General features: G+C 37.9%; 28 protein-coding genes and 1 pseudogene. 15 read left to right on the forward strand and 14 right to left on the reverse strand.

From position 1 onward, the window contains the following. Positions 1–217 precede the first annotated feature (217 nt). The 4 genes from QUF78_RS00160 to QUF78_RS00175 all read right to left on the reverse strand — a co-directional run bounded on the left by QUF78_RS00160 (position 218) and on the right by QUF78_RS00175 (position 3,042). Positions 218–808: a hypothetical protein gene (locus QUF78_RS00160; protein ID WP_289323162.1), complete on the reverse strand. Its 591-nt coding sequence runs from the start codon at positions 806–808 to the stop codon at positions 218–220. Continuing rightward, the gene (locus QUF78_RS00165; protein WP_289323163.1) at positions 795–1,205 is read right to left on the reverse strand and encodes a hypothetical protein; all 411 of its coding nucleotides are present in this window, start codon (positions 1,203–1,205) and stop codon (positions 795–797) included. The genes QUF78_RS00160 and QUF78_RS00165 overlap by 14 nt, the downstream gene beginning before the upstream one ends. A gap of 236 nt (positions 1,206–1,441) precedes the next feature. After that, entirely contained in the window at positions 1,442–1,738 is a 297-nt protein-coding gene (locus QUF78_RS00170) for a hypothetical protein (protein WP_289323164.1), read from the reverse strand. Between the two features lie 1,094 nt (positions 1,739–2,832). Next, positions 2,833–3,042 (reverse strand): hypothetical protein, encoded by a 210-nt coding sequence (locus QUF78_RS00175; protein ID WP_289323165.1) that lies wholly within the window; start codon positions 3,040–3,042, stop codon positions 2,833–2,835. Positions 3,043–3,421: 379 nt separating this feature from the next. Between QUF78_RS00175 and QUF78_RS00180 the strand changes: the two genes are divergently transcribed. After that, positions 3,422–4,282 (forward strand): MSCRAMM family protein, encoded by an 861-nt coding sequence (locus tag QUF78_RS00180; protein WP_289323166.1) that lies wholly within the window; start codon positions 3,422–3,424, stop codon positions 4,280–4,282. Between the two features lie 5 nt (positions 4,283–4,287). Next, positions 4,288–4,656, forward strand: a complete 369-nt coding sequence (locus QUF78_RS00185) for a hypothetical protein (protein ID WP_289323167.1) — start codon at positions 4,288–4,290, stop codon at positions 4,654–4,656. 223 nt (positions 4,657–4,879) lie between these two features. Here the strand turns inward: QUF78_RS00185 and QUF78_RS00190 are convergent. From QUF78_RS00190 to QUF78_RS00200, 4 genes and pseudogenes are all read right to left on the reverse strand, one after another. Then, a protein-coding gene (locus QUF78_RS00190) for an IS3 family transposase (protein ID WP_289323168.1) occupies positions 4,880–6,240 on the reverse strand; the annotation gives its coding sequence in 2 pieces (ribosomal slippage) (positions 4,880–5,784 and positions 5,784–6,240; 1,362 coding nt in all). Positions 6,241–6,549: 309 nt separating this feature from the next. Continuing rightward, a complete protein-coding gene (locus QUF78_RS27710; RefSeq protein ID WP_353957879.1) occupies positions 6,550–7,017 on the reverse strand; it encodes a hypothetical protein in 468 nt (155 codons plus the stop codon). 66 nt (positions 7,018–7,083) lie between these two features. Continuing rightward, positions 7,084–8,157, reverse strand: a pseudogene (locus tag QUF78_RS27930) (hypothetical protein); the annotation flags it as partial. Between the two features lie 347 nt (positions 8,158–8,504). Continuing rightward, positions 8,505–8,759, reverse strand: coding sequence for a hypothetical protein (locus QUF78_RS00200; protein ID WP_289323169.1), 255 nt, complete (start codon positions 8,757–8,759; stop codon positions 8,505–8,507). A 1,300-nt stretch (positions 8,760–10,059) separates the two neighbouring features. On the opposite strand from QUF78_RS00200, the gene QUF78_RS00205 reads away from it, so the two are divergent. Further along, positions 10,060–10,707 (forward strand): hypothetical protein, encoded by a 648-nt coding sequence (locus QUF78_RS00205; protein WP_289323170.1) that lies wholly within the window; start codon positions 10,060–10,062, stop codon positions 10,705–10,707. A gap of 395 nt (positions 10,708–11,102) precedes the next feature. On the opposite strand, the gene QUF78_RS00210 is transcribed toward QUF78_RS00205, so the two are convergent. Continuing rightward, positions 11,103–11,693 carry a hypothetical protein gene (locus QUF78_RS00210; protein WP_289323171.1) on the reverse strand — a complete coding sequence of 197 codons (591 nt, stop codon included), beginning with the start codon at positions 11,691–11,693 and terminating at the stop codon, positions 11,103–11,105. Between the two features lie 208 nt (positions 11,694–11,901). Between QUF78_RS00210 and QUF78_RS00215 the strand changes: the two genes are divergently transcribed. Together QUF78_RS00215 and QUF78_RS00220 are read left to right on the forward strand one after the other, a co-directional pair. Beyond that, complete coding sequence (locus QUF78_RS00215) at positions 11,902–12,498, forward strand: RIO2 family protein (RefSeq protein WP_289323172.1); 597 nt, start codon at positions 11,902–11,904, stop codon at positions 12,496–12,498. A 34-nt stretch (positions 12,499–12,532) separates the two neighbouring features. Continuing rightward, complete coding sequence (locus QUF78_RS00220) at positions 12,533–13,102, forward strand: serine/threonine-protein kinase (protein WP_289323173.1); 570 nt, start codon at positions 12,533–12,535, stop codon at positions 13,100–13,102. Positions 13,103–13,167: 65 nt separating this feature from the next. Here QUF78_RS00220 and QUF78_RS00225 read toward each other — a convergent pair whose 3' ends face one another. The 4 genes from QUF78_RS00225 to QUF78_RS00240 are packed head-to-tail and all read right to left on the reverse strand — an operon-like array spanning position 13,168 to position 16,420. Continuing rightward, the gene (locus tag QUF78_RS00225) at positions 13,168–13,956 is read right to left on the reverse strand and encodes a HipA family kinase (RefSeq protein ID WP_289323174.1); all 789 of its coding nucleotides are present in this window, start codon (positions 13,954–13,956) and stop codon (positions 13,168–13,170) included. A 34-nt stretch (positions 13,957–13,990) separates the two neighbouring features. Next, positions 13,991–14,857, reverse strand: a complete 867-nt coding sequence (locus tag QUF78_RS00230; protein WP_289323175.1) for a HipA family kinase — start codon at positions 14,855–14,857, stop codon at positions 13,991–13,993. Position 14,858: 1 nt separating this feature from the next. Further along, positions 14,859–15,947 carry a glycosyltransferase gene (locus tag QUF78_RS00235; RefSeq protein WP_289323176.1) on the reverse strand — a complete coding sequence of 363 codons (1,089 nt, stop codon included), beginning with the start codon at positions 15,945–15,947 and terminating at the stop codon, positions 14,859–14,861. Continuing rightward, a complete protein-coding gene (locus QUF78_RS00240; RefSeq protein ID WP_289323177.1) occupies positions 15,947–16,420 on the reverse strand; it encodes an NUDIX hydrolase in 474 nt (157 codons plus the stop codon). The genes QUF78_RS00235 and QUF78_RS00240 overlap by 1 nt, the downstream gene beginning before the upstream one ends. 322 nt (positions 16,421–16,742) lie before the next feature. Here QUF78_RS00240 and QUF78_RS00245 point away from each other — a divergent pair, with 322 nt between their 5' ends. The 3 genes from QUF78_RS00245 to QUF78_RS00255 all read left to right on the forward strand — a co-directional run bounded on the left by QUF78_RS00245 (position 16,743) and on the right by QUF78_RS00255 (position 18,874). Continuing rightward, a complete protein-coding gene (locus tag QUF78_RS00245) occupies positions 16,743–17,339 on the forward strand; it encodes an RIO1 family regulatory kinase/ATPase domain-containing protein (protein WP_289323178.1) in 597 nt (198 codons plus the stop codon). A 540-nt stretch (positions 17,340–17,879) separates the two neighbouring features. Continuing rightward, positions 17,880–18,449 carry a hypothetical protein gene (locus tag QUF78_RS00250; RefSeq protein WP_289323179.1) on the forward strand — a complete coding sequence of 190 codons (570 nt, stop codon included), beginning with the start codon at positions 17,880–17,882 and terminating at the stop codon, positions 18,447–18,449. Between the two features lie 35 nt (positions 18,450–18,484). Next, positions 18,485–18,874 (forward strand): hypothetical protein, encoded by a 390-nt coding sequence (locus QUF78_RS00255; RefSeq protein WP_289323180.1) that lies wholly within the window; start codon positions 18,485–18,487, stop codon positions 18,872–18,874. A 679-nt stretch (positions 18,875–19,553) separates the two neighbouring features. Here QUF78_RS00255 and QUF78_RS00260 read toward each other — a convergent pair. After that, positions 19,554–20,078: a VanZ family protein gene (locus QUF78_RS00260; RefSeq protein ID WP_289323181.1), complete on the reverse strand. Its 525-nt coding sequence runs from the start codon at positions 20,076–20,078 to the stop codon at positions 19,554–19,556. Between the two features lie 116 nt (positions 20,079–20,194). Between QUF78_RS00260 and QUF78_RS00265 the strand changes: the two genes are divergently transcribed. From QUF78_RS00265 to QUF78_RS00295, 7 genes are all read left to right on the forward strand, one after another. After that, positions 20,195–20,731, forward strand: a complete 537-nt coding sequence (locus QUF78_RS00265; RefSeq protein WP_289323254.1) for an MFS transporter — start codon at positions 20,195–20,197, stop codon at positions 20,729–20,731. Continuing rightward, on the forward strand, positions 20,728–20,907 hold the full coding sequence (locus QUF78_RS00270) for a hypothetical protein (protein ID WP_289323182.1): 180 nt from the start codon (positions 20,728–20,730) through the stop codon (positions 20,905–20,907). Before QUF78_RS00265 ends, QUF78_RS00270 begins: the two co-directional genes overlap by 4 nt. A gap of 276 nt (positions 20,908–21,183) precedes the next feature. Continuing rightward, a complete protein-coding gene (locus QUF78_RS00275) occupies positions 21,184–21,429 on the forward strand; it encodes an AbrB/MazE/SpoVT family DNA-binding domain-containing protein (RefSeq protein ID WP_048689328.1) in 246 nt (81 codons plus the stop codon). Position 21,430: 1 nt separating this feature from the next. After that, positions 21,431–21,832, forward strand: a complete 402-nt coding sequence (locus QUF78_RS00280) for a type II toxin-antitoxin system death-on-curing family toxin (RefSeq protein ID WP_289323183.1) — start codon at positions 21,431–21,433, stop codon at positions 21,830–21,832. A gap of 297 nt (positions 21,833–22,129) precedes the next feature. Next, entirely contained in the window at positions 22,130–23,125 is a 996-nt protein-coding gene (locus QUF78_RS00285) for a LacI family DNA-binding transcriptional regulator (protein WP_289323184.1), read from the forward strand. A 191-nt stretch (positions 23,126–23,316) separates the two neighbouring features. Continuing rightward, on the forward strand, positions 23,317–24,609 hold the full coding sequence (gene hisD / locus QUF78_RS00290; protein ID WP_289323185.1) for a histidinol dehydrogenase: 1,293 nt from the start codon (positions 23,317–23,319) through the stop codon (positions 24,607–24,609). A 320-nt stretch (positions 24,610–24,929) separates the two neighbouring features. Next, positions 24,930–26,366, forward strand: coding sequence for a GntP family permease (locus QUF78_RS00295; protein ID WP_289323186.1), 1,437 nt, complete (start codon positions 24,930–24,932; stop codon positions 26,364–26,366). The last annotated feature ends 123 nt before the right edge of the window (positions 26,367–26,489 follow it).

The following is a 26,489-nucleotide window of genomic DNA, read 5'->3' on the forward strand; positions in this document are numbered from 1 at the left end:
ATGATCTGGTATTTCTTTTGTTAAAGTGGTGTTTGATATTTATGTTGATGTGAGTATTTGATTGTTAAACTTATTTAAGTGAAAGACGCAGGATAGGATAAGTGGTGAACCTAATATCTCAAACTCGCAACAAGAGAAGTTTTTGGTATGTGAGCTAAGCCTATCAATGGTATATGTGTGCCATACATTTTAAAGCATATAACCTTACGTGTATTTTCTATTCAATGTCATTATCAAGAAGGCGTAGGATATTTTCTACGGCACCTGCATGATTACCTTTTCGGAATTTATCAATAAAATCAATATAAAGAAGTTCAAATACCTTTTCTAATGTGTAGCCATGTTCTGGCTGAACTTCATCCATATCTGCAAGCAACACCTCTCCACGCAAAGCGAATTTTCTTCTCATTCGTAAATTCAACGTTTTCATTTCTTGGTTTTTATCTTTATGGATTAATTTAAAGGTAGTTTCCCCATACTTTTCAAGTCTTGAATCTTTACCAGCATACTGATCCAATGATGTGAGCAATCGGAATAAGGACTTCGAATCTGGATTCTTTTTCGCAAAAAGTAAGAAGTCATTATATAAAAGATTCATTAAGTCATTTTGTTCGAAATGCATGTCTGATAGGTCTTGAATATCTTCACAAAAAACTTCTGCTCTTAAAAATAGATTCAAGGGAACGTCTATACTCAGTAAGACGGTAGAAGATTTATTTACTCTATGGAGAAATTTCCCGATAAAGTTTGATGATCCAATCAAAGATAGTTCTTCATCAATAAGATTGGCTTGGCTATATTTCCCCATCGGTTACGCCCCCTAGTTGTTTCTTTTTGTATGCTTCTACAAATATTCGATGAGCTGCTTTTCGAACGCTACATTTCCAAACGTCCGCATAATCGCCTATTTTTTGATAAGTTGCATGATCTACTTTGCAATGAACCGTGTAAGGCTGGTCCGTATAGTTGACGTCAGGATATACGAGCACCTGTGTAAGTCCAAATAACAGTATCTCTGTGCCAAAGGCTGTTTTAGACCCATTCCAGTATCGTCGGGATTCCTTTCTTAATATCATGTCCACGGATTCGTCCACGGGAATCTTTATGTCATGCAGCTTATCCGAACGAACTTTTCTTTTTTGTGTTTCACTCATTTTTTTATTAGATGAAGATAGAACCGGATTCAAATGGTTAACCTTTCCCATTTGCTATTCCCCTTTCAAAATTGCCTTTTTCTTTGGGTTGGTTGGTTAGTAGGTTACGTCGTTTGCTATGACAAGAGTGGAGGGAGGTATTTTTTTCAGGATTTTTGGCAAGGCTTTTTTTAGTGAGGTGATACGAAATGAGTAAAGATATTTCAAAGGAACTGGCTGAAAAGCTTGCTAACAAGGCATCCACGCTACATTACGTAAAAAGCACAAATGAATCTAAAAAGAAATAATTAGCTCAAAGTAATCTTAATTTCACCCTGTTCAGTAATTTTGAATGGGGCTAGATTATGTTTTTTTATATAGTTTTGATCTTTCCAGCAACTTTCTTCATCCCGCCCCCAATGCGGGCAGGGGAGAGGGACGTCAGCAATTTTATGTTTTTGGAGAATACTTTTATATTCTTTTGAATGTGCGGCTATAAATAAGGCCAAACGGATAATTTGATTACGATCTAGATCAGTCACTTTATATACATTCTCTATATAATTTTTATAAACATCCGGGTATCTTACGGTAGGTCTATACACCAATTTCCTTCCTCCTTTGAAAATAGTATATGGACGTCTGCTGGTTAAAATGCCATTTGGTCAAATATAGATAGTTACAAGAAGCTAGGTTTTATCATGGAAATGAAAGAACAAATTTAGTCTAGTCTGGTTTTTGAAATTGCAATCTAGTCTAGATTAGATTTGACCAATTTTAGTATCTGTAAGATTGTTATTTAAGCCATGGTTTATCCTTGTAAAAAGGACAAGTCAGAAAAAAACAGAAGATAAGATCAGGTCTAATTTAGAATGACAATTAGTGGACTAGTTTTTCTGTAATGCAAAATTCACTTGTGTTTCAGCAAATAGTTTATTGGAGCCCTACGAAAAAATTCCGTAGTTTCAGTCCATTTTCTTTCCTTTTCTAGTTCAAAAAATGTTGGAGGTACTGAGCACTTCGATTAACCCCGTAAAGATTTCGTGTATTTTAAAATATACCTCGATAGAATATATGTAATATATAACATCCCCTAATAGTTTAATACTCACTATTCGTAGTTAGTAGGATTTATTGGTTTAATATGTCCAGATTTAAGAATGATAAATCTAACAAAGATACCAATGTTTTTCCATCCCTTATGAAGTAAAAATGCAGGATAGTTGAATAATCAGTAACACAACTTCTAAAATCGTCAAGACAATCTCAAAGACAATGAGAATCACAATATTCATTCAAGGAAGAGTCCCTTGATCGAATGGCTGATGTTAGAAAACTCATCCATTTATATGGAAATTCCGGTTTTGCTTTTCATGATTTTATACTGGTCATTTAATTCAAAAAATTCCAGCATGCTGTCATAAAATTCGCCGGCAATACTGCTTGTCGATGTAATATCAGGAATTATCCAGAATCATGATATACGCAAGGGAATTATACTCGTGACGTACGATTTTAGCTGTCATCCTTGCTAATGCCTTGTTTTCGATTCGCAGCTTGCCTTTTTCTAGTCGGTCTATTATGGTTTAGAGCTTGTCGTGGATTTTTCCGAGTTGTTCCTCATTTTTTCGAGTGCAACTGATTTTGCGAGATTAATGGAAATTAATTTAAGCTAGAAAAATTCATATTTAGCACAACTTCATATTCGTCTGTCAAATTGACGGATGTTTTCATTTTCACTGGAGTGAAGGCAGTAACCGTCTGTGTATCTATCTACATGGACGAGATCAATATCCGGCTCGAAAGAATGGATAAAGGTTGAAAATTCCTTTATCTCATCCGTGTGAGAGTAATTAATGAAGATGATGCTGTCAAAGGAAAAAAACAGCACCTGTTGCGAATCGTTCACATTTTTATTAAGGATGGAGGTTAGAATATGGCCTTTAAGAATTAAAGGCTCTTCCCAGGTGAATTTTTTAGGAATGCCGTTTGAATGGCGACTTTATTCTATTCTTTACACACGCTTGAAGAATTTTTGAAAGACCGCTTTTTCTTATGCAGCTAAAGGGCCAGGATGGTTGAACAATAGCTACCATTTTTATTGATTCCGATGATTTTCTAGTCGTTTTGATAAAATATCCAATCCTAGGGCTTACTTCTTTACGTGGGAGTCTTAAAGTGTAATCAAGAGGTGTAAAGAAGCCTTTTTTTTATGTAAAGGTACTTGTCTAACCTTTTGTCGGTTTATTTCATATAATAGTTTATTAGTTTAAGAAAGGAGGGAGTCAATGGCGATTATAGAACCATTTAGTCTCCAGCCTAGTCCCTTAATAACGATTGATGGACGTGAAGAGGAAACTGCAAACTTTAATCTCCAAGCAAATCCAACTGCTGATGCAGGAGTTGTCTTGGGTTTCGTTCGACTTCCTGACGGAACACCTATTCCTTTAGCAACAGTCAAACTATTTACCTCCAATAACGATCCGTTTGAACATGTTAATAGCAACCCCGCCGGACAGTTCGTTTTCCCTAAAATTCCTGTAGGGTCGTACTTTATCACTGCTGCTGAGCCAACACTTTTAACTCCACTTCGAATTCCTATCACTGTTAGTCGAAATAGAAACACAAACGTAACCATAACTATGCAAGCCGATCCAGAGGGGAATAGAAATGCAATTTATGGTATTGTTAGAAGTTTAACAGACGCACAACCAATTCAAGGTGCAACAGTACAGCTTTCAAGAAGAGTAGGTAACCAGCTTGAGTTGGAAGGAACTGTTAATACAAATGCTCAAGGACAATATTTATTTGCAAATCTTGTAGATGGTGACTACTTTATTGATGCTGTCAAGCCAGGGTTCTTATCGAATCAAAGTGCAACTTTCAACATTTCTGGAAGGGAATTTGCTCCTAGTGATATTGGTCTGGCTGTTGATCCAGATGCTACAACTGGGACTATAAGTGGTTTTGTCTTAGAAAGCAGTAATAATTTTCCGATCAATAATGCAATTGTTGCCCTGTATTCAGTTTCAAATGGAACTGAAAGTATTATAGAAATCACAAAAACAAACGCTGGTGGTTTGTATTTATTTGGTGATATACCTCCTGGGACCTACCGGGTAAAAGCAACAGTTCAGATAGAGGAGTGAGATAGGTGACGATCAAAGATACCTACTTGCTAAAAAGCAGCCCTACTTTTCAACTATTACCCGGAGAAGAAGCAAATATTAATCTTGCACTGGGGAAACCTATTCCAGAGAACGAGCTTATCTTCATAAAAATTGTTTTCATTGTTAAAACCAAATCTCATTCTGTAAAAGAATGTTTTAAATTTAAAGTACCTTCTTCAAATGCTTATTTGTTAAAAAATCTCATCGGATTATTTCTGTTAGAAACTAAAACCAATACTATTGAGAAGTTTAAAAAAAATCTATCTATAAAGAAATTGGTTATTAAAGTTCATTCTACTTTTAAAGTAAATTCCATGACAATTAAAGAACAGTATCGATTTAAGTTAATTTAACTTGATATGTTATATGTGAGAAATCCTTGGATGCTATAAAATCCAAGGATTTTTTGATTGCTGATATCGTCTTCATCAGAAGGTTAAGAGTTATTCAATCAGAGCCTAAAGGCTTTTTTATTTTTGTTTTCTTTAAAACAGGTGCTTTCGTTCTATAGGAAGAAGTAAAAAAGTCGATTTCTTAGAGGTGAACTGACCCCCTAAAGTTAGACAGGTTATATCGTTAGGCAGCCTGTTGGGCATGAGTTCGGTATTGTACCGGGCTCATGCCTTTTAATTTTGCCTTGATTCGTTTGTGATTATAGTATTCTATATATTTTGCTAGTTCTTGTTTAAAGTGTTCCACACTTTCAAATTCTTTTAGATAAAGAAGTTCCGATTTCATGATACCAAAGAAATTTTCCATAACAGCGTTATCGTAACAATTCCCTTTGCGAGACATACTTTGCGTAATGCCACGTTCCCTAAGGGCATCACGGAATTGTTTCATTTGATAATGCCAGCCTTGATCTGAATGAATAAGGAGAGTATCGTCGTCTGTTAAACGTTCAAAAGCTTGATCTAACATCGTTGAAATGAGTGAGTAGGTTGGTCTTGAACCGATTGTATACGTAATGATTTCTCCATTAAATAAGTCCAATATCGGCGATAAATATAGCTTTTCTCCAAATAATTTAAACTCTGTAATATCCGTAACCCATTTCTCATTTGGTTGTTCAGCTTTGAAATTGCGATCTAAAATATTTAGTGCAATCTTGCCCACAGTTCCTTTGTAAGAGCGATATTTTTTCATACGGACAAGACATTTTAGCCCTAGTTCTTTCATGATACGTTGCACCTTTTTGTGGTTTACTTTGTGTCCTCGATTTCTAAGTTCATCACGAATACGCCGGTAACCAAACCGACCTTCATGTTCATCGAAAACAGATTTAATCAATACTTTCAGTTCTGCATCTGCATCAGGACGACCGAAGTTTTTCACCCAATAGTAATACGTGCTACGCGGAATGTCTGCGAGCTGTATAAGTGCTTTCACCGAGAATGCATTCCTTAATTCATAGACTACTTGTGCTTTGTCTTGTTTGGTGATTTTTCCTTGTTTTGAACTAAGGCATTCAACTTTTTTAAATAGGCATTCTCCATACGTAAACGTTCATTCTCCGCCTGTAAAGCCTCTATTGATCCTTCATCGGGTAATTGAGAATTTGATGTCTTATTATTTTTATTTTTCATGGATGGACGCCCCTTTTTCTTTGATTGTAGGGCATCAAATCCATCTGTTTCATAAGCAACTTTCCATTTTCGAAGCGTTTCATAAGAAGGAATATTAAAAATCGCTGCTGTTTTCCTGATAGACGTCCCTTGTTCGTTCATATAATTAAGTACATCTAGTTTAAACTGTGCAGGGTAGGGTGTATAGCGTTTTTCAAAAGCATCATCACCAAAAAGTTTAAATTGTTTAATCCACTGATGGAGTAAACTCGGATGAACACCAATAGATTTAGCAATGGTTTGTCCTCCCTCATTACCATCTATATATTGTCTTACTGCCTGTATTTTTTCTTCTGAAGAAAATCTCGCCATAAAAAACTGCACCTCCAATTGTTAGTTGTGTCTAACAATTGGGGTGCAGTTCAGAGGAGATCGACTTTTAGGTTGGAACTCTCTTAGCGTATAAAATTTCCGAAATGGGCGGTATAGCATTGTTGCTACCGTTCGAAAAGTATACGTGTGAACGGTCCAAGTAACCTAAGAAGTTCCCTTCTTTGCTATATCTATAGACTCAATAGTTTTTTTGATCATAAAATTAAAACCTGTCATATAAATGACAGGTTAATTTCATTTGGAAATATTTAAAACTGTGACAAATAATTGGCGGATTACAATGGAGGCTTATGAAGGAGTATAAGATAGACTGGCGCTAAATGAGAGTTGGGTGACATCAGCTGCTGAGGGATCCGTCAATGCAAGCGTCCTTACACGAATACCAATACGATCACCCGCCGCGACTGTTAATGATCCTAGATTTATATTGGTAGCTGTACGGAAAGTACCGGGAGTAATAGTAGTATTCGGAGATCCGAATCTAACCGAACTAGTCAGTGGAGTTGTCACGTAAGGTGAAGAAAGATGATCAATCCCATTATTAGGTACTGATGGTGCTCGGAATACTGTAAAATCATATTGAAGACCTAGAGTATTTATAGAAACCGCTGAAGCAACCAATAAATCTGCACTTATTTGTAAATTTTGAACGGTTCCATCAAACGGAATTGGGAAAGCAAAACCACCTGCTTCTGGTGGACTAGTTGATTCTCCAGAACCGTCAATAACTTCAACCGTGTTATTACCAAAACCCATTAAAATAGGAGCAGCTGAGACTACTGCAGCACCACTGAGGATAATACCCGTTGAAAATGGAATTAATCCTCCAGATCCTTGAGCACCAGTAGCACCTTGTGGTCCTTGGAATCCTTGAGCACCAGTGGCACCTTGAGGCCCTTGGAATCCTTGAAGTCCCTGAGGTCCTTGAACGCCTTGAGCACCAGTAGCACCTTGTGGTCCTTGGTCTCCTTGAGGCCCTTGGAATCCTTGAAGTCCCTGAGGTCCCTGAGGTCCTTGAACGCCTTGAGCACCAGTAGCACCTTGTGGCCCTTGGAATCCTTGAGCACCAGTGGCACCTTGAGGCCCTTGGAATCCTTGAAGTCCCTGAGGTCCTTGAACGCCTTGAGCACCAGTAGCACCTTGTGGCCCTTGGAATCCTTGAGGCCCTTGGAATCCTTGCGGCCCTTGATCGCCTTGCGGCCCTTGGAATCCTTGAAGTCCCTGAGGTCCTTGAACGCCTTGAGCACCAGTAGCACCTTGTGGTCCTTGGTCTCCTTGAGGCCCTTGGAATCCTTGAAGTCCCTGAGGTCCCTGAGGTCCTTGAACGCCTTGAACACCAGTAGCACCTTGAGGCCCTTGGAATCCTTGAAGTCCCTGAGGTCCTTGAACGCCTTGAGCACCAGTAGCACCTTGTGGCCCTTGGAATCCTTGAGGCCCTTGGAATCCTTGCGTCCCTTGATCGCCTTGCGGCCCTTGGAATCCTTGCGTCCCTTGATCACCTTGTGGCCCTTGAAATCCTTGCGTCCCTTGATCGCCTTGAGGCCCTTGGAATCCTTGCGTCCCTTGATCGCCTTGTGGCCCTTGAAATCCTTGCGGCCCTTGGAATCCTTGCGGTCCTTGATCGCCTTGCGTCCCTTGATCGCCTTGAGGTCCTTGGAATCCTTGCGTCCCTTGATCGCCTTGCGGCCCTTGGAATCCTTGCGTTCCTTGATCGCCTTGAGGTCCTTGGAATCCTTGCGTCCCTTGATCGCCTTGCGTCCCTTGGAATCCTTGCGGCCCTTGATCGCCTTGAGGTCCTTGGAATCCTTGCGGCCCTTGGAATCCTTGCGGCCCTTGGAATCCTTGCGGCCCTTGGAATCCTTGCGGCCCTTGGAATCCTTGCGGCCCTTGGAATCCTTGCGGCCCTTGGAAACCTTGCGGCCCTTGGAATCCTTGCGGCCCTTGGAAACCTTGCGGTCCTTGGAATCCTTGCGTCCCTTGATCGCCTTGCGGCCCTTGGAAACCTTGCGGCCCTTGGAATCCTTGAGGCCCTTGATCGCCTTGAGGTCCTTGGAATCCTTGCGTCCCTTGATCGCCTTGCGGCCCTTGGAATCCTTGCGGCCCTTGGAATCCTTGCGGCCCTTGGAATCCTTGCGGCCCTTGGAATCCTTGCGTCCCTTGATCGCCTTGCGGCCCTTGGTCGCCTTGAGGTCCTTGAACACCTTGAGGCCCTTGTGGTCCTTTTTTATCATTATCAGATACGTTTACTTCCACATTAACGTTTTGCTCGACCTTTTGTTCTTGTTTAGAATCACATTTGCATTGACTATGTCCACAATCCTTACATTTGTTATGATCGCATTTGCATTGACTATGTCCACAATCCTTACATTTGTTATGATCGCATTTGCATTGACTATGTCCGCAATCTTTACATTTGTTATGATTGCACTTGCATTTGCTATGTCCGCAATCTTTACATTTTTTATCCTTACCCAATTTTGTACCCTCCTTTTCACCAAACAATACTTTATTTTATGAATCTAGAATTTTTCGGATTGGATAAAACCAAATAAAAAACCTCTATTTTAAACACAGAAGATATTTAAATACCTATTCTCACTTGAACAACGGGAAGAAGTGATTGAGGTGACATCTGAGGAAAAACAGGCAGAGATCACATTGCGGATCAAAGAGTCAGAAATTTACCGGGGAGAGGTAAAGAAGGTAAATCGGACGTTGAAGGATTATGGGGAAAAGAAATCGCACAATTAAAATGTAGATTCATCAAGTTAGGGAGTCAATATAAAACTACTCATAAATTGTAATATTGCTGTCATTTTTAAAATTAGAGCATATTATGTTATGTAACCAATTTAGTATCTCCTTAACACATCAAGAGAGAGTTTCTATATGTCCGGTGGATTCGTCGACGTTACGGCTACTATTATAGATAGTATAGAATAAGCCGACCTGTATTGGTCGGTTTTCTTCAAATTTGATTTCTATTACAAGAGAAACGCTCCATTATGGTATTTAAAAAAAGCTAAGTCGCTAAAAAATAGTCAGGTTTGAAGGTGCATTTCATAATTTGTATGCACAATTAAACTTTAGGCTGTTTTAGCTATTGAACCTTCCGTACGTAAAAGTACACTTTTCACAAAGAATAGAGCCTATAATATAAAAAATCGCTGATTTTCTTGAAGTTAATATGCTGTTAAATTGGGTTGAAAAACAGCAAGAAGAGCTTCGGAAAGTGAATAAAGAAGGAGAACCTTATAAACATTTAGCAACACGTCGGCATCTATAACTCTGATAAAAGCATAAGAAAAAACTGATATCACCGTTTCACAAATTGACTACGTGGGACTTACAACATAGATAGGGTGGGCTGATTTTTGATAAAGCGTGAATCACACTAACTAGTGAATATGGACTCATTGTGCAATACCTAAAAAAATTTAAACACCTGAGAAAGTTAATAAAATTTGGATTAACATTGTATAGCAACATCTTGGGGATACGATTCTATTGAACTCTTAAATGAAGGACATGCAGCCTATAAATATATTGCACAACAGCCGAAAGACATGCATTTTTACAATACATCAGGATTTAAAACAATCTCTTTTAGGTTTACTTCATCCAAAAATGTAGCTATTTTAATGTTTTAATCAATCTTTTTTCAAAAAATAAGAAAGCACATCCTTTTTTTCGACTTGAAGAAGAATTGGCTTAAGAGTTTTTCGGGGTTGTCCAATCTAATATAATACCAGATTCATATAATATCTCAGGGTTTATAAGGGAGGGGGGATTAATTTGGGTAAAGATAAAAAATGTAAGGATTGTGGACAAAGTAAATGTAAATGCAAACATAAAAAATGTAAGGATTGCGGACATAGTAAATGCAAATGCGAATCTAAACAAGAACAACAGGTAGACCAAAACGTTGAAGTGATTGTAAACGTACCTGCAGGACCACAAGGTGTTCAAGGACCACAAGGTGTTCAAGGACCTCAGGGGGTTCCAGGGCCACAAGGCGACCAAGGACCAACTGGATTACAAGCTTTCGGGTCATTACGTGGAGACGCATTCCTACATCCGGTTACTTTAGGTAACAATATTATTTTTTCTTCACCAGGTCCTGCTCTAAACACGATTCCTGATCCAACAACTGATACTATAACTATAGATAATACAGGTGTATATGAGATATCAGCAAGTTTAGAGGTACTATTAGGTCCTGGAAACGGCGCTGTATTTTCGCTGGTTAATAATGATATCTTTTTTGGGCCTGAATTTAGTGCCTTTATAGGGTCTGCTCCAGGTGCTTTTTCTATATTACGTACAGGTATTACAGTGCAATTCACCTTAAATGCCGGAGATTTGATTAGTATTCAAGCTACACAGCTTAATAATAATGCAGCATATTCAAATGCTTCTTTAACTGTTAAACAAATTCAATAAGGATAACAGGTAACGTCCCATCTACAGTTTACAACTATACGAAGTTTGCAAAAACGCCAATCACTTTTCTATCAAAGGATGGGCGTTTTCCATTTTTATCAAATGATTAATCAACGTTTTGGGCTTCTTAGGAAGCCTGACAGCTGGATATAAAAAGAGAACTTTATGCAATTCTGGTTGAAAACCTGGCAGTTGAATAAGAACATTTTTCTCTTAAAATGAATGTATGAATTTCTCTTTCTGGATACCAAATAAAAAATTTATGGACAAGGTTGTTGCTTACTGTGGGATTATTTAGGACTTAATTTGCAAGATTGGGGTTAAAACCCCATGGATTTAATTACTTGCAAGGGTTTGGTTAATTATTAACTCAAACTTGAAAGTAGCTCGTGCCTTCACTTGCGCGGCTTTGACAGGAAGTTATTCCATTCGGAATATAGTTCAGTGTCCAAAACTTTGACTTGCCGCAAAAAGAGGTCAATTAATCCTAGTTCGGATAAGGAATCTAAAAGCCGAACCGGTATGGGTTTCTGATCATAAGAATTCGCATGATCTACGACTTTGAGAACCTGCCGATTATCAACAAATATGTGACGAATGACGCAGCGATCTAAATTAGTAAATCCTAAACGTTTCATTTCCTTTTTCATATTAACCAGCTGTTGAGTAATAGATTCGGATATCGTCCCTTGTTCCTTAAGATAATCACGTAATGAAGGACCATCGATGTATTCCATAATAATGTAATTTGGGCCTGATTCAAAAAACTTCGGCATAAATGGCAAACCTTGACCTTTGATCATCGCCTCTTTTTCCTTCTTAACATTTTTCGGTTTTAAGAATATTTTCACACAACGATCTTCCGTTAACTTGAATACGGCTCCCTGTATCCCTTTGCCTATCAATGGGTATGAAGTCGGATTATTAACAACCAACTCCTCTTCTTTTCCTCTGCGAGTCACAGTAATAGAGCTGAAATCATTCATGCTGTTCTCCTCCTTTTCACTAAAATTTTAGAAATTCACGGGTCAAATATATTTTGAAGAGAAAAGGATCTTATAAATTCATTATATGGTGTCAATGGGACAAGGAAACGGCGCTTGACTATAGCAAACTCTAATCATTTACATAAAATATAGTAAGCTATGGACCTCAATCAGGGAGCCCAATCATATAATAAGGAGTTGATCGATATTGGAGGATTTTAAATCTATTATTGTTTCAAGTGGTAAAAAAACAGTAACCGTTGTTGACAATCCAACATCGTATCCGATGATAGGGAAGGGAAAACAAGGCGCTGTTTTTAAAATTTCTCCTGATCGCTGTGTGAAGATTTTTCCAGACCCAGAACGTTGTCTAAATGAGAGTCAAGCGTTAAGAGCTGCACAGGAAGCACGCATAGTTCCAAGGCTTTTTGAAGTCGGATCCCATTATATTGTAATGGAGTACATTGACGGTCCTTCTTTAGACCAATTACTTGATTCAAAAAATTTCTTACCGGAAGATATGACGAAGAAAATCCTATTCTTGTTAAAAGAAATGAAACGTTTAAAGTTTACACGGCTGGACGCAAAATTAAGACACATCTTCGTGAATACTCAAGAAGAGCTTATAGTAATAGACCATGCGAACTCTTTTATAAAAGTTGACTCCGTACCTACAGAGCTGTTCAAAGATTTGAATGAAAAGGGTCTATTTTCATCATTTTTGGAACAAGTAAAACAAGCAGATTCAGAATCCTATATGGAATGGAGAAACTTAGAGAAAAAGAAAAAAAAGGATAAAAAGTAATATCATGATAGGAAATGTGAAGGAGTGATCGAAAGTGGAGGACTTTAAATCTATTAGTGTTACTGAAGGGATTAAAAAAGTAGATGTAATAAAAAATCCAACGTCGTTTCCGCTGATTGGTAAGGGGGCGCAAGGAGCCGTTTTTAAAATTTCTTCAGACAAATGCGTGAAAATTTGTGCAAAACCAGAATATGCCGTTAAAGAGGGGAATGTATTAAAAATTGCACAGAATTCTCCCACAATTCCCCGGCTTTATGAGGTGGGGCAAAACTATATTATTATGGAATATATTGAGGGGCCAACTTTATTCCAGTATTTAGAGTCTGGAGGGGTCCTATCCGAAAAAATGATGAGGCAAATTCTTTTTGTGCTAAGTGAAATGAAGCGTTTAAAGTTTACCAGATTGGATGCCGATTTGCGCCACATTATTGTAACAAAGGAAGAGGAATTAAAAGTAATAGATCATTATAGCTCCTATACAAGGGTTCGATACCGGCCAGAGCTGATATTCAAAGGTTTAAACAAGTTGGGTCTATTACCATTGTTCTTGGAACAGTTAAAAGAAATGGACCCGGAATCCTATATGGAATGGAAAGATTTATAGACAAAAAAAGTAACTCCCTTAAAGCTAATAAGGGAGTTACTTTATTCTGTGGGAAAAAACCCGCGTTATTTTGGATTGCTATGATGATGGATGATACAATCCACGATATCTGGCAATTTATTTTTCTGTTCTAAAAGAAACTGGTAAAGAGCATCTCTATCCTTCGTACCCACATTCCACTCTTTAGGGATGGATTGGATCACTTCATAGATCGATTCGTTTGGCAAATTCACTATTTTTTCTATAAACGATGTAAGCTCTTTGTGATCATCCAGAAGAGAGAAAGTCCATTTATAAAAAGGCCAGTGGTAGTTATATACCGGTGTTTCACTTAGCGTTTGAGCAGACCATTGGTAGCGACCCGGAAAAACTCTGCCATGATCAATCATATGGACATAATAGCCTCCATCATTGAGAATTTCCAAAATGACATTCATCGTACCTCGGTCAGAATTATTCACCCATTGGTCGAATACCGTTATACCGGCAAGCATATCTCGGTTTTTAACATCCGTCTTAGTGGGAGGATTTACTCTAACATTCTCGAAAACTGTACTGTTTTCAATAAAAAGACAGCCATACTGGTATCCAGAACTATAGTTGAGTTTAGAAGATTGTAATTCAGGAGTCTTCTTGATAAATTCTTCCGGTATAAATACAAGGTCAAATGGGATAACGGGAAGTGAAAGGAGCTCTGCCAATTTGCCGATCAGGTACTCATTGACTACTTCTTTTTCTCTTCCTTTCTTAGTATCGAACCACTTCACTACATATTCTTTGCCATCACTGAAAAGAATGACATGTGCGGTTCCGCCCCTTAAGGTTTGTACATATTTAACTGGGTATTTTGTCATATCACTTTGTCTCCTTTAGAAATATTTGTCTAGTCTATTTCTTTTTATTTTTCTTATCTTTTTTATTCTTTACCTTTTTCTCTTTATCTTTATTATTAACAATATTGCTCTTGTATTGATTGATGAAATTGGTTATAAGATTCGGTAAATGACTTTTCTGTTCTACAAGAAAATTGTACAGCGCTGCACCTTCCTCGTTTGAGACTCCCCACTCTTCAGGGATGGATTGGGTAACTTCATAGATTAATTCGTTTGGAAGGGATACAATTTTATCTACAAACAATGTAAAATCTTCTTCATTAAGCATAGAGAAGGCCCAGCGGTAAGTTTCTTGGTAAGGGATATCATAATTCAGTTTCTGAGTAAGCGTTTTTACAGACCATTGATATCCACCCGGAAAACATATACCATGATCAATCAAATGGACAAAATAGCTGCCATCACTAAGATGTTCCAGAAGTAAATTGCTCATAGTCCGATCGATGTTATTCACCCAAAGATCGAATACCACCATTGCGGCAAGCATATCGTGATTTTTCACTTCCGTCTTGGATGGAAAAGCTTTAACTACTTCATCTGGTACAATACTGTTTTCAATAAATAAACACGCATATTGGCATCCAGAACTGAATTTGTATTTTTTTGAATGTAATTTTGGAGTATTCTTTATGAATTCTTCTGGGATAAAAACTAGTTCAAAGGGGACAACAGGAAGGGAAAGAAACATTGCTAATTTACCGACCACATACTCATTTACTACTTCTTTGGCTCTTTTACTCTGAGTACCGTTCCATTTCACTACATATTTTTTACCATCGCTAAAACGAATGACATGAGCCGTTCCACCCACTAAAGTTTGTACGAGCTCAACTGGATATTTGGACTGTCCCATGGTTTCCATGTCAATTAACTCCGTTATTTTTTTCTATTAAGCTGTATAGCCTTTGTTGTTCGATGATTTGCTTATTCAAATCAAAATTTTCATCAATTACCTGTCTTGCACTTCTAGTATATCTTTTCCATACTCTTGGATGACTCAGGAAATATTTTATACCTTGAGCCAATTTTAAATCATCTTTCTCAGGAACAAGGAATCCTGATTTTTTATGCTCAATCAATTCTGGAATCCCTCCGTGAAAGGTGGAGATGACTGGTAAACCGCTTGCCATGGCTTCTTTTAATGCATTTGGAATCCCTTCTACATCGCCATCTTCGCCCGTTTCACTAGCAAGGCAAAAGAGATGGGAATTTCTTAATTCCTTAGAAATTTGGTTGGAATCCATTGGTCCTCTAAGAAAAACGTGTTCGGTTAATTGGTTTTCATCAATGAAAACTCTTATCTTCTCTTCATCTTCTCCTGTCCCAATAATGTGCAGTGTCGTTCTTGGGAATTCCTGATGAATCCGTTGAAAAGCCTTCAAAAGCGTAAGGAATCCTTTTTTCTCGACAAGTCTGGCTACAGACAAGATTCGGATTTCTCCTTCCTTAGGTAAGGAGCGTTGGAAAAATGGGTATAAATCTAAATCTAGACCACCATATAATACATGTATTTTATCTTCTTTAAATCCTAATTTCATTAATTCATCTGCGAGAAAATGGCAAACTGCAAAACAACCAGCTCCATGTTTTACTAAATTTTGATATCGGAGGACATTTTTGCGAAATCTTCTATATGTTTGAGTGGATGAATCACGTCCTCGAAAATGCACAATCAAAGGAATATCATACTCTATAGCTGTTGGTAAAATATCGATGGAATGTTTCCCTTGATGAGCGTGAATCACAACTACATTTTGCTCCTTAAAGAAGGCTCCAAGGTCTTGAATTTCGTTCAAATTATAATAATGTTCAAACTGATATTGAACATTGTCGCTATTTGGGTAAGGGCCTATTACAATAGGCCGATATTGATCCAACATAATGATCTGATTGTACATAAATCCTTGATTTATTTTAATAGGTTCTCTAATGTAAAAAGCGATTGTCTTCACTATTTCAATCCCTTCCTTCCCTCTAAAATCAAATTTTCGATAAAACTTTGAAATATTTGTCGGTCTCGTTCAGTTAAATCTTTAGGAAAGGCGGACCATTTAAAAAATTGAACCTTTTGTATTTCTATATCATCAGGTTTTAAATCCCCGCTGAGTATGTCTTCGGTCACGTAAGCAATGTTGACTGGAAAGTATTGATCACCATTAGGCAGCTTCGTAAAATATTCCTTCCCTGAAAAAACGCCAATTAATTGAAGGTTACCGATATTAATTCCTGTTTCCTCCAAAATTTCACGCCTGCATGCTTCTTCCGCAGATTCTCCTAATTCGATAAAGCCGCCTGGCAATTTCCACATTTTATCGGATTGTACCATCAAAAAACGGCTGTTCTGATCGATAACCAAAACGGTGACCCCTGTAAGTATCAAAGCTCTTGGCCCAACGAGCGCACGTAAATCTTCAATGTAACCCATGTAAAGTCTCCTTTCTGATCAGTTCCTTTCTGGTTATTCCTCTTTTATAGTAAATGCAAATTGGAAAGGATTTGAAACGGACAAGTACATATATTTGTATGTTTTTTGTAAAGTTCTTAATTGTAGTGTATGAGCATAAGACACTGAAGAAATGCTGGGAAAAGGCTTTCCTTAAGTACATTTTTCATCATTAAGAACCCTGTAAAAGAGGGTATGACTTAATTTTGTGAAAAAGTGTGTGATTAACCTAAAGCAACAAATCGATGATTTCATATTATAGATATTAGGGTTATCAAAAAGAAGAAAAGAGGTGGTAGATTAGATGAATGATTTTAAATTAATTAAGGTTGAAAGAATAGAAAAGAACGGTGCAAAAGAGCTTATTATTCATAATCCAACCACATTAAAACTAATTGGGGAAGGAACTCAAGGTGCTGTTTTCCAGTTAGATAAGGATCGTTGCGTAAAGATTTATGTCAATCCAAATGCAGCAACTAAAGAGGGGAAAGCACTTGAAGCAGCGAAGGAAGCTCATATTGTTCCGAGGTTATATGAAGTTGGACCAAACTATGTAATTATGGAGTATTTAAAAGGTCCAAATTTAAAAGATTATTTGAAAGAAATTCAAGATATTCCCGAATCGTTTACAGAACAAATCATAATGATTCGAAAGGAACTAAAGAGAGTTGGATTTATTAGGATCAAGACCTCAATCGGACATTTTGTTGTAACAGAGGGGAATGTGCTGAAAGCAATCGATCATTCAGATGGTCTCACAATGAATGATCCATATAATCCGAAGATGTTTCGTGATCTAAAGAAATTGGGGTTATTGGATAAATTCCTGGAACAAGCAAAGAAAATCGATCCTGAATCATATGAAGACTGGCAGAAAAATATCGATTTCAATGCGATATAGGAAACCTACCCGATAGGATGAAAAAATGGGTGTTTCAAAGGATTTAAGTGGGGCAAGTATGGCATAGGTCAAAAAAACACATGATGAATTCCTCACAAAACCAATTATGTTGTACAAGCAGGGAAATCTAGAAGAGTAAAGTCGAGCCCTTAACGTAGAGGAGTTCGACTTTTTAGGTTGACATCTCTTAGCCATAAAATTTGCGAAATGGGGGTACTGCATTGTTACTCCCATTCGTAAAAGTATACAAACGGATTTGTTACTTCATCTAAGATTAATGGTTAACTGCAAATAGCTTGGATTTATAAATACTTGTCCAATCCAATTTAATGCCAGTACACAGGATAGTAATGCCTTGGAAAAGAGGTGAAAAAATGAGTAAGGATAAAAAGGATAAAAAATGTTCTGATTGTGGTCATGGTAAATGTAAATGCGATAAAAAAAAATGTAAGGATTGCGGACATAGTAAATGTAAATGTTCATCTAAACAGGAACAAAAGGTGGAGCAAAACGTTAAAGTGAATGTAATTGTACCAGCTAATGGTAATCAAGGACCGCAAGGCGTTCAAGGGCCACAAGGTACTCAAGGGCCACAAGGCGAACAAGGACCACAAGGTGACCAAGGCCCTCAAGGCGAACAAGGACCACAAGGCGATCAAGGCCCTCAAGGCGATCAAGGCCCACAAGGCGATCAAGGGCCACAAGGGGTTCAAGGACCACAAGGCGATCAAGGAGCACAAGGGGTTCAAGGATCACAAGGTGCTCAAGGTCCACAAGGGGTTCAAGGTCTACAAGGCGATCAAGGACCACAAGGGGTTCAAGGAGCGCAAGGCGATCAAGGACCGCAAGGGGTTCAAGGATCACAAGGTGCTCAAGGTCCACAAGGGTTTCAAGGACCACAAGGTGATCAAGGAGCTCAAGGGGTTCAAGGACCGCAAGGGCTCCAAGGGCCACAAGGCGATCAAGGACCGCAAGGGTTCCAAGGAACTCAAGGCGATCAAGGACCGCAAGGGTTCCAAGGACCCCAAGGCGATCAAGGACCGCAAGGATTCCGAGGACCACAAGGTGTTCAAGGATCACAAGGGGATCAAGGACCACAGGGCCCATTAGGAATTGCAACCATAGGTTTTAACCAAGATCCTTCTTTGTTAACCACAGCACTAACAGCTGGCACAAAGTTCCCCCTTTCAACTACTCCTGTAACTGTTACTGGACTATCACAAGTTTTAATTTTGGGGAATTATACATTTAGCTATGTAATCCCTAATACTAGCTATCAGTTGGGATGGGAATTAATAATTCGACGAAATGGGAATCCTATATACACGTTCCAAAATCAAGATAGATTAACTGGCTTAGCACTAGATAATAATGAGCTAACTAAGCCTATGAATATCAATATCATTGATGTTCCAGGAAATGGAATTTTCACTTATTCGATTGAAATTAGCATTTTCGCTTTAGGCGGAATACCTGAATCTGCACTTTTCAGGGCTAGAAATCGATCAATTCAAGCTATTGTTATACCAACGTAACCATTTAATTTGGGGTAGAACTACACATCCATCTGTAGAAATAGTGGAAGGTATTTATCTCGCCGTACTCTTCAATAAGGAAAGCTGCCGTGCATTTATGTAGACCTCACACACATTCATTTTTGTTTTACAGTCGAAAACCGATCTCTTTCCCCAGGAGATCGGTTTTTGACTTTTTGCTCTAATATTCCTATTTTTGATTTTGGTTTGTATGTGCCCTCACATGCTCGTCCACTTATGAATACATTACCAAGAAACAAAAAAGTAAAGTCCCCCATCGTCAGGAAACTATTTTGAATTTTATAAGACCGGGCTAAAAACTGATGTTTATCGTTAAAACTCCACATTTTTATGCAGTAACCAGGCTTCTTCAGAAGCCAAAAACGTTGATGTAAAAAAGTTGTATAAAATCAGCATAAATGATAAAAAAAGAACAGACGCCAAACCCTTTAACTGTATGGGTTTGGCGTTTTGGGCATCTTCCTAAATTAAGTGATTATGTTAACTGGAAATGCATGGGATATATATTACTTTGTTTACTGGATATAAAAAAAGCCACCCTCAAAATAGGTCGCATGTGATATTTGTCATTCTTGTTTTATAAATAAAGAACCTGCTGTATCAAAGTCATTGATGGTATACCCTCTGTTAATTTTCATGAACAGCAATTCTCCAATTACTAAAATTTAAACCTAATAACACCACTAATTAATAACAGCACTAATGCAACAAGGAATATCACCCCGATTGAAGTTAAAACATTAAGGATTTTATTTGCTTTTGTACTAAACAGCTTACAAAATACAATATAAACTCCAACTCCAATAATTCCACCTAATGCATTTCCCATAAAGTCAGTTATATCGCTAGCACCTATAGCAAAGATGAATTGCAATACTTCAAATAACAAACTAACTCCTGCTATTACTGCAATCTTTTTCAAGAAAGACCAATTTGGTTTTAGCATACTGATATAAATTCCAAATGGGATAAATGCAAGTACATTATAGATTATTTCATTAAAATCTATTTGATTATTAACATTAGCTGAACCAGCAAAAGGGATTAAGTTGATTTCCCTAAAATCCGGCAAGCCTTGAAATGAAAATTGCATTTTAAAGACTATAATCCATGTTAATGCAAATAAATATACGGCCAACAAGACAGCAGTTATTTTATTTTGATTATTTTTTAATTTTTCCATATATATCCTCAATTCCTAATTCTTTTTCAAACTTATAATCTAAGCTTTTATCCTACTTTACACTATGCTATCCATCTCCGAAAATTTTTCAGCTATTTCTTCTGATAATTTTTCTCATCTTTTATCGTAGTCCTGAGAAGAGCCGCAAACTTACTGAGGAAGAACGGAATTACATTTCATCTGATCATGAAGAAGAAAATGAAAAAGAAAAAGAGAAAATTAAATGGGGAACCCTCTTTACATATCGAACGGTGTGGGGGTTGATATTAGGTTACTTTTGTACAATTTGGATTTGGAATATTTTCCTGGTCTTCTTACCACTCTATTTAATTGAAACCTATCATATATCTTTAACGGAGCTAGGTGTCTACGCAAGTATTCCGTATTTAGGTGGTGTTTTGGGCAACATATTTGGTGGATATTTAACGAAGAAAATGGTGGACCGTGGTATGGCCTCTCCAATGAATTCAAAACGTATCTTAATTTCAACAAGTGCTATATTGACAGCTGTTGTTGTCGTGATTCTTCCGTTTGTTCATAGTATCATTTTCACCGTTGCCTTAATGACTCTCGCTATCTGTCAGGAGGATCTTGGGCGCTTGCTGCGGACGTTTCACCTACTTCTGTCGTGGCATCTACTAGTGCAATTATGAGTTTTGGTGGATACTTTGGCGGTGCATTCTCTCCGATTGTAGCAGGTATGATTGTGGACACTACCGGTTCTTACACGTTAGCATTTATTTCGGGTGGAATTATTGCCGGATGTGCGGCTCTTTGCTTTTGGGGTATTGTGAAAAAGCCTATTGAGGTGAGAACAAATTTCAGATGATAAACTGTAGCTTGGGCAGCTGGTCCAACCTAAGGTAACATGATCATTACTTGCTCATAAGATAATATAATATTGGCTGTACCATTTTATATTAGAATTGCTGGGATAATGGAGGTTGTTCAGCTTGTAGAATAAGGTCCCATTTAGGGTCTAAATCTGCAAGTTTTTTTATGTAATCAAAAAAAACAGATTCCAGATAAAAGTAGTATAAACCATAAAGACTAATGTTATAATAGTAATAACAATTATAACTTTCTTTTGAAGGAGGAATGAATAATGGCCATTAGGAAATTAACTAAAGTCGGAAATAGCTTGGGTATTACGTTTCCAGTTGAAATGTTGAAAACGGCAAATTTAGCTTTTGGAGACGAATTAGAGGTTGAGTTCAAGGGTGAAGAAATCATTTTAAGGAAAAATAAAAATGTGAAATTACCTAAAGGTGTAGATGCGGAATTTATGGAAATGTTATCAGATGTTATTAAAGAACATGACGAAGCATTCAAGGGTTTGGTGGATAGATAATATGACGTTGGATATTATCTATCTTTCCACTAATCAAATTATTGCTATCAATGCCATTCAAATAAAGGTTTATTCTCCTACTGAACAAATCGGGGTGAAAGATCCCGGTCTCCTTGATTCTGCAGTGAACAGACCCAGACAAACTGTTTTCGAGAATGATGCTTACCCATCTATTCATGAAAAGGCTGCAGCCTTATTCGAATCTATTTCTAAAAATCATGCGTTCCACAACGCAAACAAGAGGACAGCACTCGCTTCCCTTATTATGTTTCTGAAGATCAATCATTATCAATGGCTAATGGGAATAGAAGAAGAACAGGATTTTGTTGTAGATGTCGTCAATCATAAATATGATTTTAAAGCTATCGCAAGAATCATCCAAGAGAACATAAAGGCTTTATAAAAGGGTTCGAGATTCATGGAGGATTTAAGCTATTTGGTCTTCTTTACCGAAGTTTGTATAACATTGGAAAATATAAAGATGGAGATATGTAGCAAATTCATGCTGGGCATTGGAATACAATAAATAATTATTCGAAAAAGGGAGAACAAGTCGTCTGGATGACTTGTTCCCCCTTTAAATCTCATGACTATGTATACTTATAATAATTTGTGGTAGTTGGCGCTGTTAGTGGTAAAATTATATAATAAAAGAATGATGATAAAACTCATAATCCGTGTATATTTGGAGGGAAGATTCTTGAAGAAAAAATCGGTCAATGCGATGGAGGTTGCGAAATTAGCCAATGTTTCCCAGTCGACGGTTTCGCGTGTGTTTACTCCAGGATCGAATGTGTCTGAAAAGACCAAGAGAAAAGTGAAGGAAGCCGCATCAACTTTAGGTTATCGGCCGAATGCTTTTGCCAGGGGATTGATTATGAACAAATCAAACATGATTGGACTGGCCATGAAAGATATCCAAAATCCGTTTTACCATGAAGTTTTAGGGAAATTTTCTAAGGGGCTTCGCGAAAAGGGATATCATGTATTGTTTGTTTATACCGAAAATGATGAGATTCAACAAGAGGAGATTGCCCAATTTCTTGAATACAATGTAGAAGGTGTTATTGTAACGGATGCCTTTTTGTCCTCCAATGTGGTTTCCCATCTCCATGAAAACAACATACCTGTTATTTTATTTAACCGATACAGTAAAGACATTCCGTGTCACTCCGTAAGCTGTGATAATTATACGGCTAGTAAGCGGATTGGTGAATACCTGCTTGAACAAGGGTACAGCAAATTAGCCTTCATTACGGGTCGGAAGAATACATCGACCAGTCAAGATCGGCAAAGAGGATTTTGTGAGTTTTTAAAGTCAAAAGGGATTGATCCGGTCATTGAAGAAGGGGACTATACGTATGATGGGGCCTATGAAGCCGCATTAAAGTTATTGACACGAGAAGATCGGCCTGAGGTCATTTTCGGAGCAAATGATATAACCGCTTTAGGCGCAATAGATGCAGCGAAAACGTTAAATTTATCCATTCCTGAGGATATTGCCATTGTTGGATTTGATAACATTCAAATGGCTTCATGGCCGTCTTATTCGCTCACTACATGGGAACAGCCTGTCGATGAAATGATTGAATTAACCATCAATACTCTATTAATCGAAATGAACCAAAAGGGTTCCAATTCCAAACCAACTCTAGTATCAGGGAGATTGATCGAAAGAAAGACAACAAAATCTTAAACTTTTAAAAAAACTTGACAGATGAAAGCGATTTATTTATTCTATGTTTAGAAGATTTCATCAATTCTTAATTTCCCCCATTCAAATGCATACGTATTCATTTTGGGTGGGGTAATAGTTAACTGAAAAATGCATACGTATGCATTTTGATGGTTTTAATCATAGGTTTTTCAAAAACAAGGAGGATTTATATGGCAACTTATTTAAAGCAAGGTAAAGCACAGGAAGAAATTGCACAAAATGACGCACAAGTATCAGATACGGTACGTCAAACGATACTAAAAATTGAGCAAGAAGGCGACGCGGCAGTTAGAGAATTATCTGAAAAATTCGACAAGTGGTCACCGGAAAGCTTCCGATTAACTGATGAGCAAATTGGAGAAATCATTAGCCAGGTTCCTGATCAGACCATTGAAGACATAAAGTTTGCGCAAAGTAATGTGAAGCGATTTGCAGAAGAGCAAAGGAAGTCCATGATTGATATCGAGGTAGAAACACTTCCTGGTGTAATCCTTGGTCATAAAAATATTCCGGTCAATAGTGTTGGCTGCTATATTCCTGGTGGGCGTTATCCAATGGTAGCATCGGCCCATATGAGTGTATTAACGGCTAAAGTAGCAGGAGTCAAACGAGTAATTGCATGCACACCTCCTATAGGTGGGGAAATCCCTGCAGCAACTGTAGCTGCAATGCATATGGCGGGAGCCGATGAGATTTATATACTCGGTGGCATTCAAGCAATGGCTGCAATGGCTGTCGGAACTGATACTATAAAATCCGTTGATATGATCGTCGGACCAGGCAATGCATTCGTTGCTGAAGCAAAACGACAACTATACGGACGCGTGGGAATCGATCTTTTCGCCGGTCCTACAGAAACACTAGTCGTAGCTGATGAAACGGCTGATGCAGAAATGATTGCTACGGATATTCTAGGGCAAGGGGAGCACGGTCCGACTTCGCCTGGGGCATTGATTACTACTTCTCGTAAACTAGCAGAAGAAACTGTTGTTGAAATTGAGCGACAATTGGGAGTTCTTAAGACAGCAGACGTGGCCCGTGTTTCTTGGGAGGATTATGGCGTTATCATCCTGGTTGATACCATAGATGAAGCAGTACTTGAAGCAAACCGACTAGCATTTGAACATGTTGAAATTCTTACGGAAAATCCGGACTACTTCCTTGAAAATATGACTAATTACGGCTGCCTATTCCTGGGACCTGAAACAAACGTTGCATACGGGGATAAAGTTATTGGCACAAACCATACATTGCCAACAAAAGGTTCTGCACGATATACCGGTGGTTTATGGGTCGGTAAATTCTTGAAGACTGTTACCTATCAAAAAGTAGCGGAAGAAGCCAGTGCCATGATTGGGGAATATGCTGCGCGCCTTTGCCAATTAGAGAATTTTGCTGGACATGCTGAACAAGCCCTTCTTCGTGTACGTCGTTATGGTAAAGTACCGGTTAATAACAAGTAAAAAAGGATAGATAAATTAACTAGTGAAAGAGGATACATAAGCTTTTTATGGCATCCTCTCTCTCTTTTAAAAAATGCGCGCTCATTTTTGAATTTGATTTTGCTGAAAGTGCAGCTATTGGGGGAAAGCACACGCAAGACAATTTAAAATTTTACAAAATACAGAAAACGCTTACAAAATAAACCAAACAAGTAAAAAGAATTTCTGAGTGATTCAATTTACAACTAACGAAGCGTTCACGATTCAATTTTGTGGTTTGAATATCCTAAGGAAAAAGAAGGAAAACGCATCTAGGTTTTAAGCGATATAGGGGGGAAATAATGGATTTATTCATCATAATACTTGCTTTAGGGCTATTAATGTTTATTGCTTACCGTGGTTTTTCTGTCATTCTTTTTGCACCACTTTGTGCGTTACTTGCTGTCATTCTAACAGAGCCCAGCTATGTTTTGCCGTTCTTCTCTAATATTTTTATGGAGAAGATGGTTGGATTTATTAAAAACTACTTTCCTGTCTTTTTGTTAGGAGCTGTTTTTGGAAAGTTAGTCGAAATGTCGGGGATTGCTGAGTCTATCGCCAAGACGATTGTGAAACTAGTCGGCAAAAAAAGAGCAATTTTAGCAGTTGTCCTAATGTGTGCCATATTAACTTACAGTGGAGTGAGTTTGTTCGTGGTTGCATTTGCAGTATATCCATTTGCTGCTAATCTTTTCCGAGAAGCCAATATTCCTAAACGGCTTATTCCAGGGACGATTGCTTTAGGAGCATTATCGTTTACAATGGATGCGCTGCCGGGAACACCGCAAATCCAAAATGTAATTCCTACTTCTTATTTTAAGACAGATATATATGCAGCACCGGTATTGGGAATTATTGGATCAATTTTCGTTTTATCTATGGGTATGCTTTACTTGGAAAGACGTCGTAAAAAAGCTCAAGAAGCGGGTGAAGGTTATTTAGGATTTAATGGAGATGGAGGAGAAACGGCAGTTGCTGCAGAAACAGTCAATCCATTAACGGTTCCTTTAGCTGTTAATACAAGTCTAGGACGACAAATATTTGCATTTATACCGCTAGTATTAGTGGGTGTGGCGAATAAAATTTTTACTATTTCTATTCCGAAATGGTATCCAGAGGGATTTGACTTTTCAAAGATAGGATTAGATTTGTTTGGGAAAGTAGATCTTGCGACAGTTACAGGTATTTGGTCTGTTGAACTAGCTCTAGTATTAGGTATTATTGCAACAGTTGCTTACGATTGGGGACGTGTTATAACAGGGTTCCAACAGGGCATTAATGCCAGTATTGGTGGAGCGTTACTAGCAGCTATGAATACTGCTTCTGAATATGGATTTGGTGGGGTCATCGCTTCATTACCAGGATTCGCAACTGTACGTGATGGTATTTCACACACTTTTACGAATCCACTTGTAAATGGGGCCGTTACAACAAACGTGTTATCTGGTATTACTGGTTCTTCGTCTGGTGGAATGGGAATTGCGCTTAGTGCAATGGGAGATAAGTATATACAAGCTATTAATCAATATAATATTCCTCCCGAAGTAATGCACCGTGTCATAGCAATGGCATCAGGCGGGATGGATTCGTTACCTCATAACGGCGCTGTTATAACCTTACTTGCGGTTACAGGCTTAACACACAAACAATCATATGGAGATATCTTTGTGATTACAATTTTTAAGACACTAGCAGCATTTGTAATTATTCTAGTCTACAGCTTAACTGGATTAGTCTAATCATAAAAAGGAATTAGAAGATCATGATAAATTGTACTTAAAGTAACGATACTTTACTTCAATACCAGGAGCTGATTAGCAGCTCTTTTTTTTTTGAAAACAAATAAGCCCTCCATATTCTAA

This window comes from Peribacillus sp. ACCC06369 (genome assembly GCF_030348945.1).
Taxonomy (GTDB): Bacteria; Bacillota; Bacilli; order Bacillales; family DSM-1321; genus Peribacillus.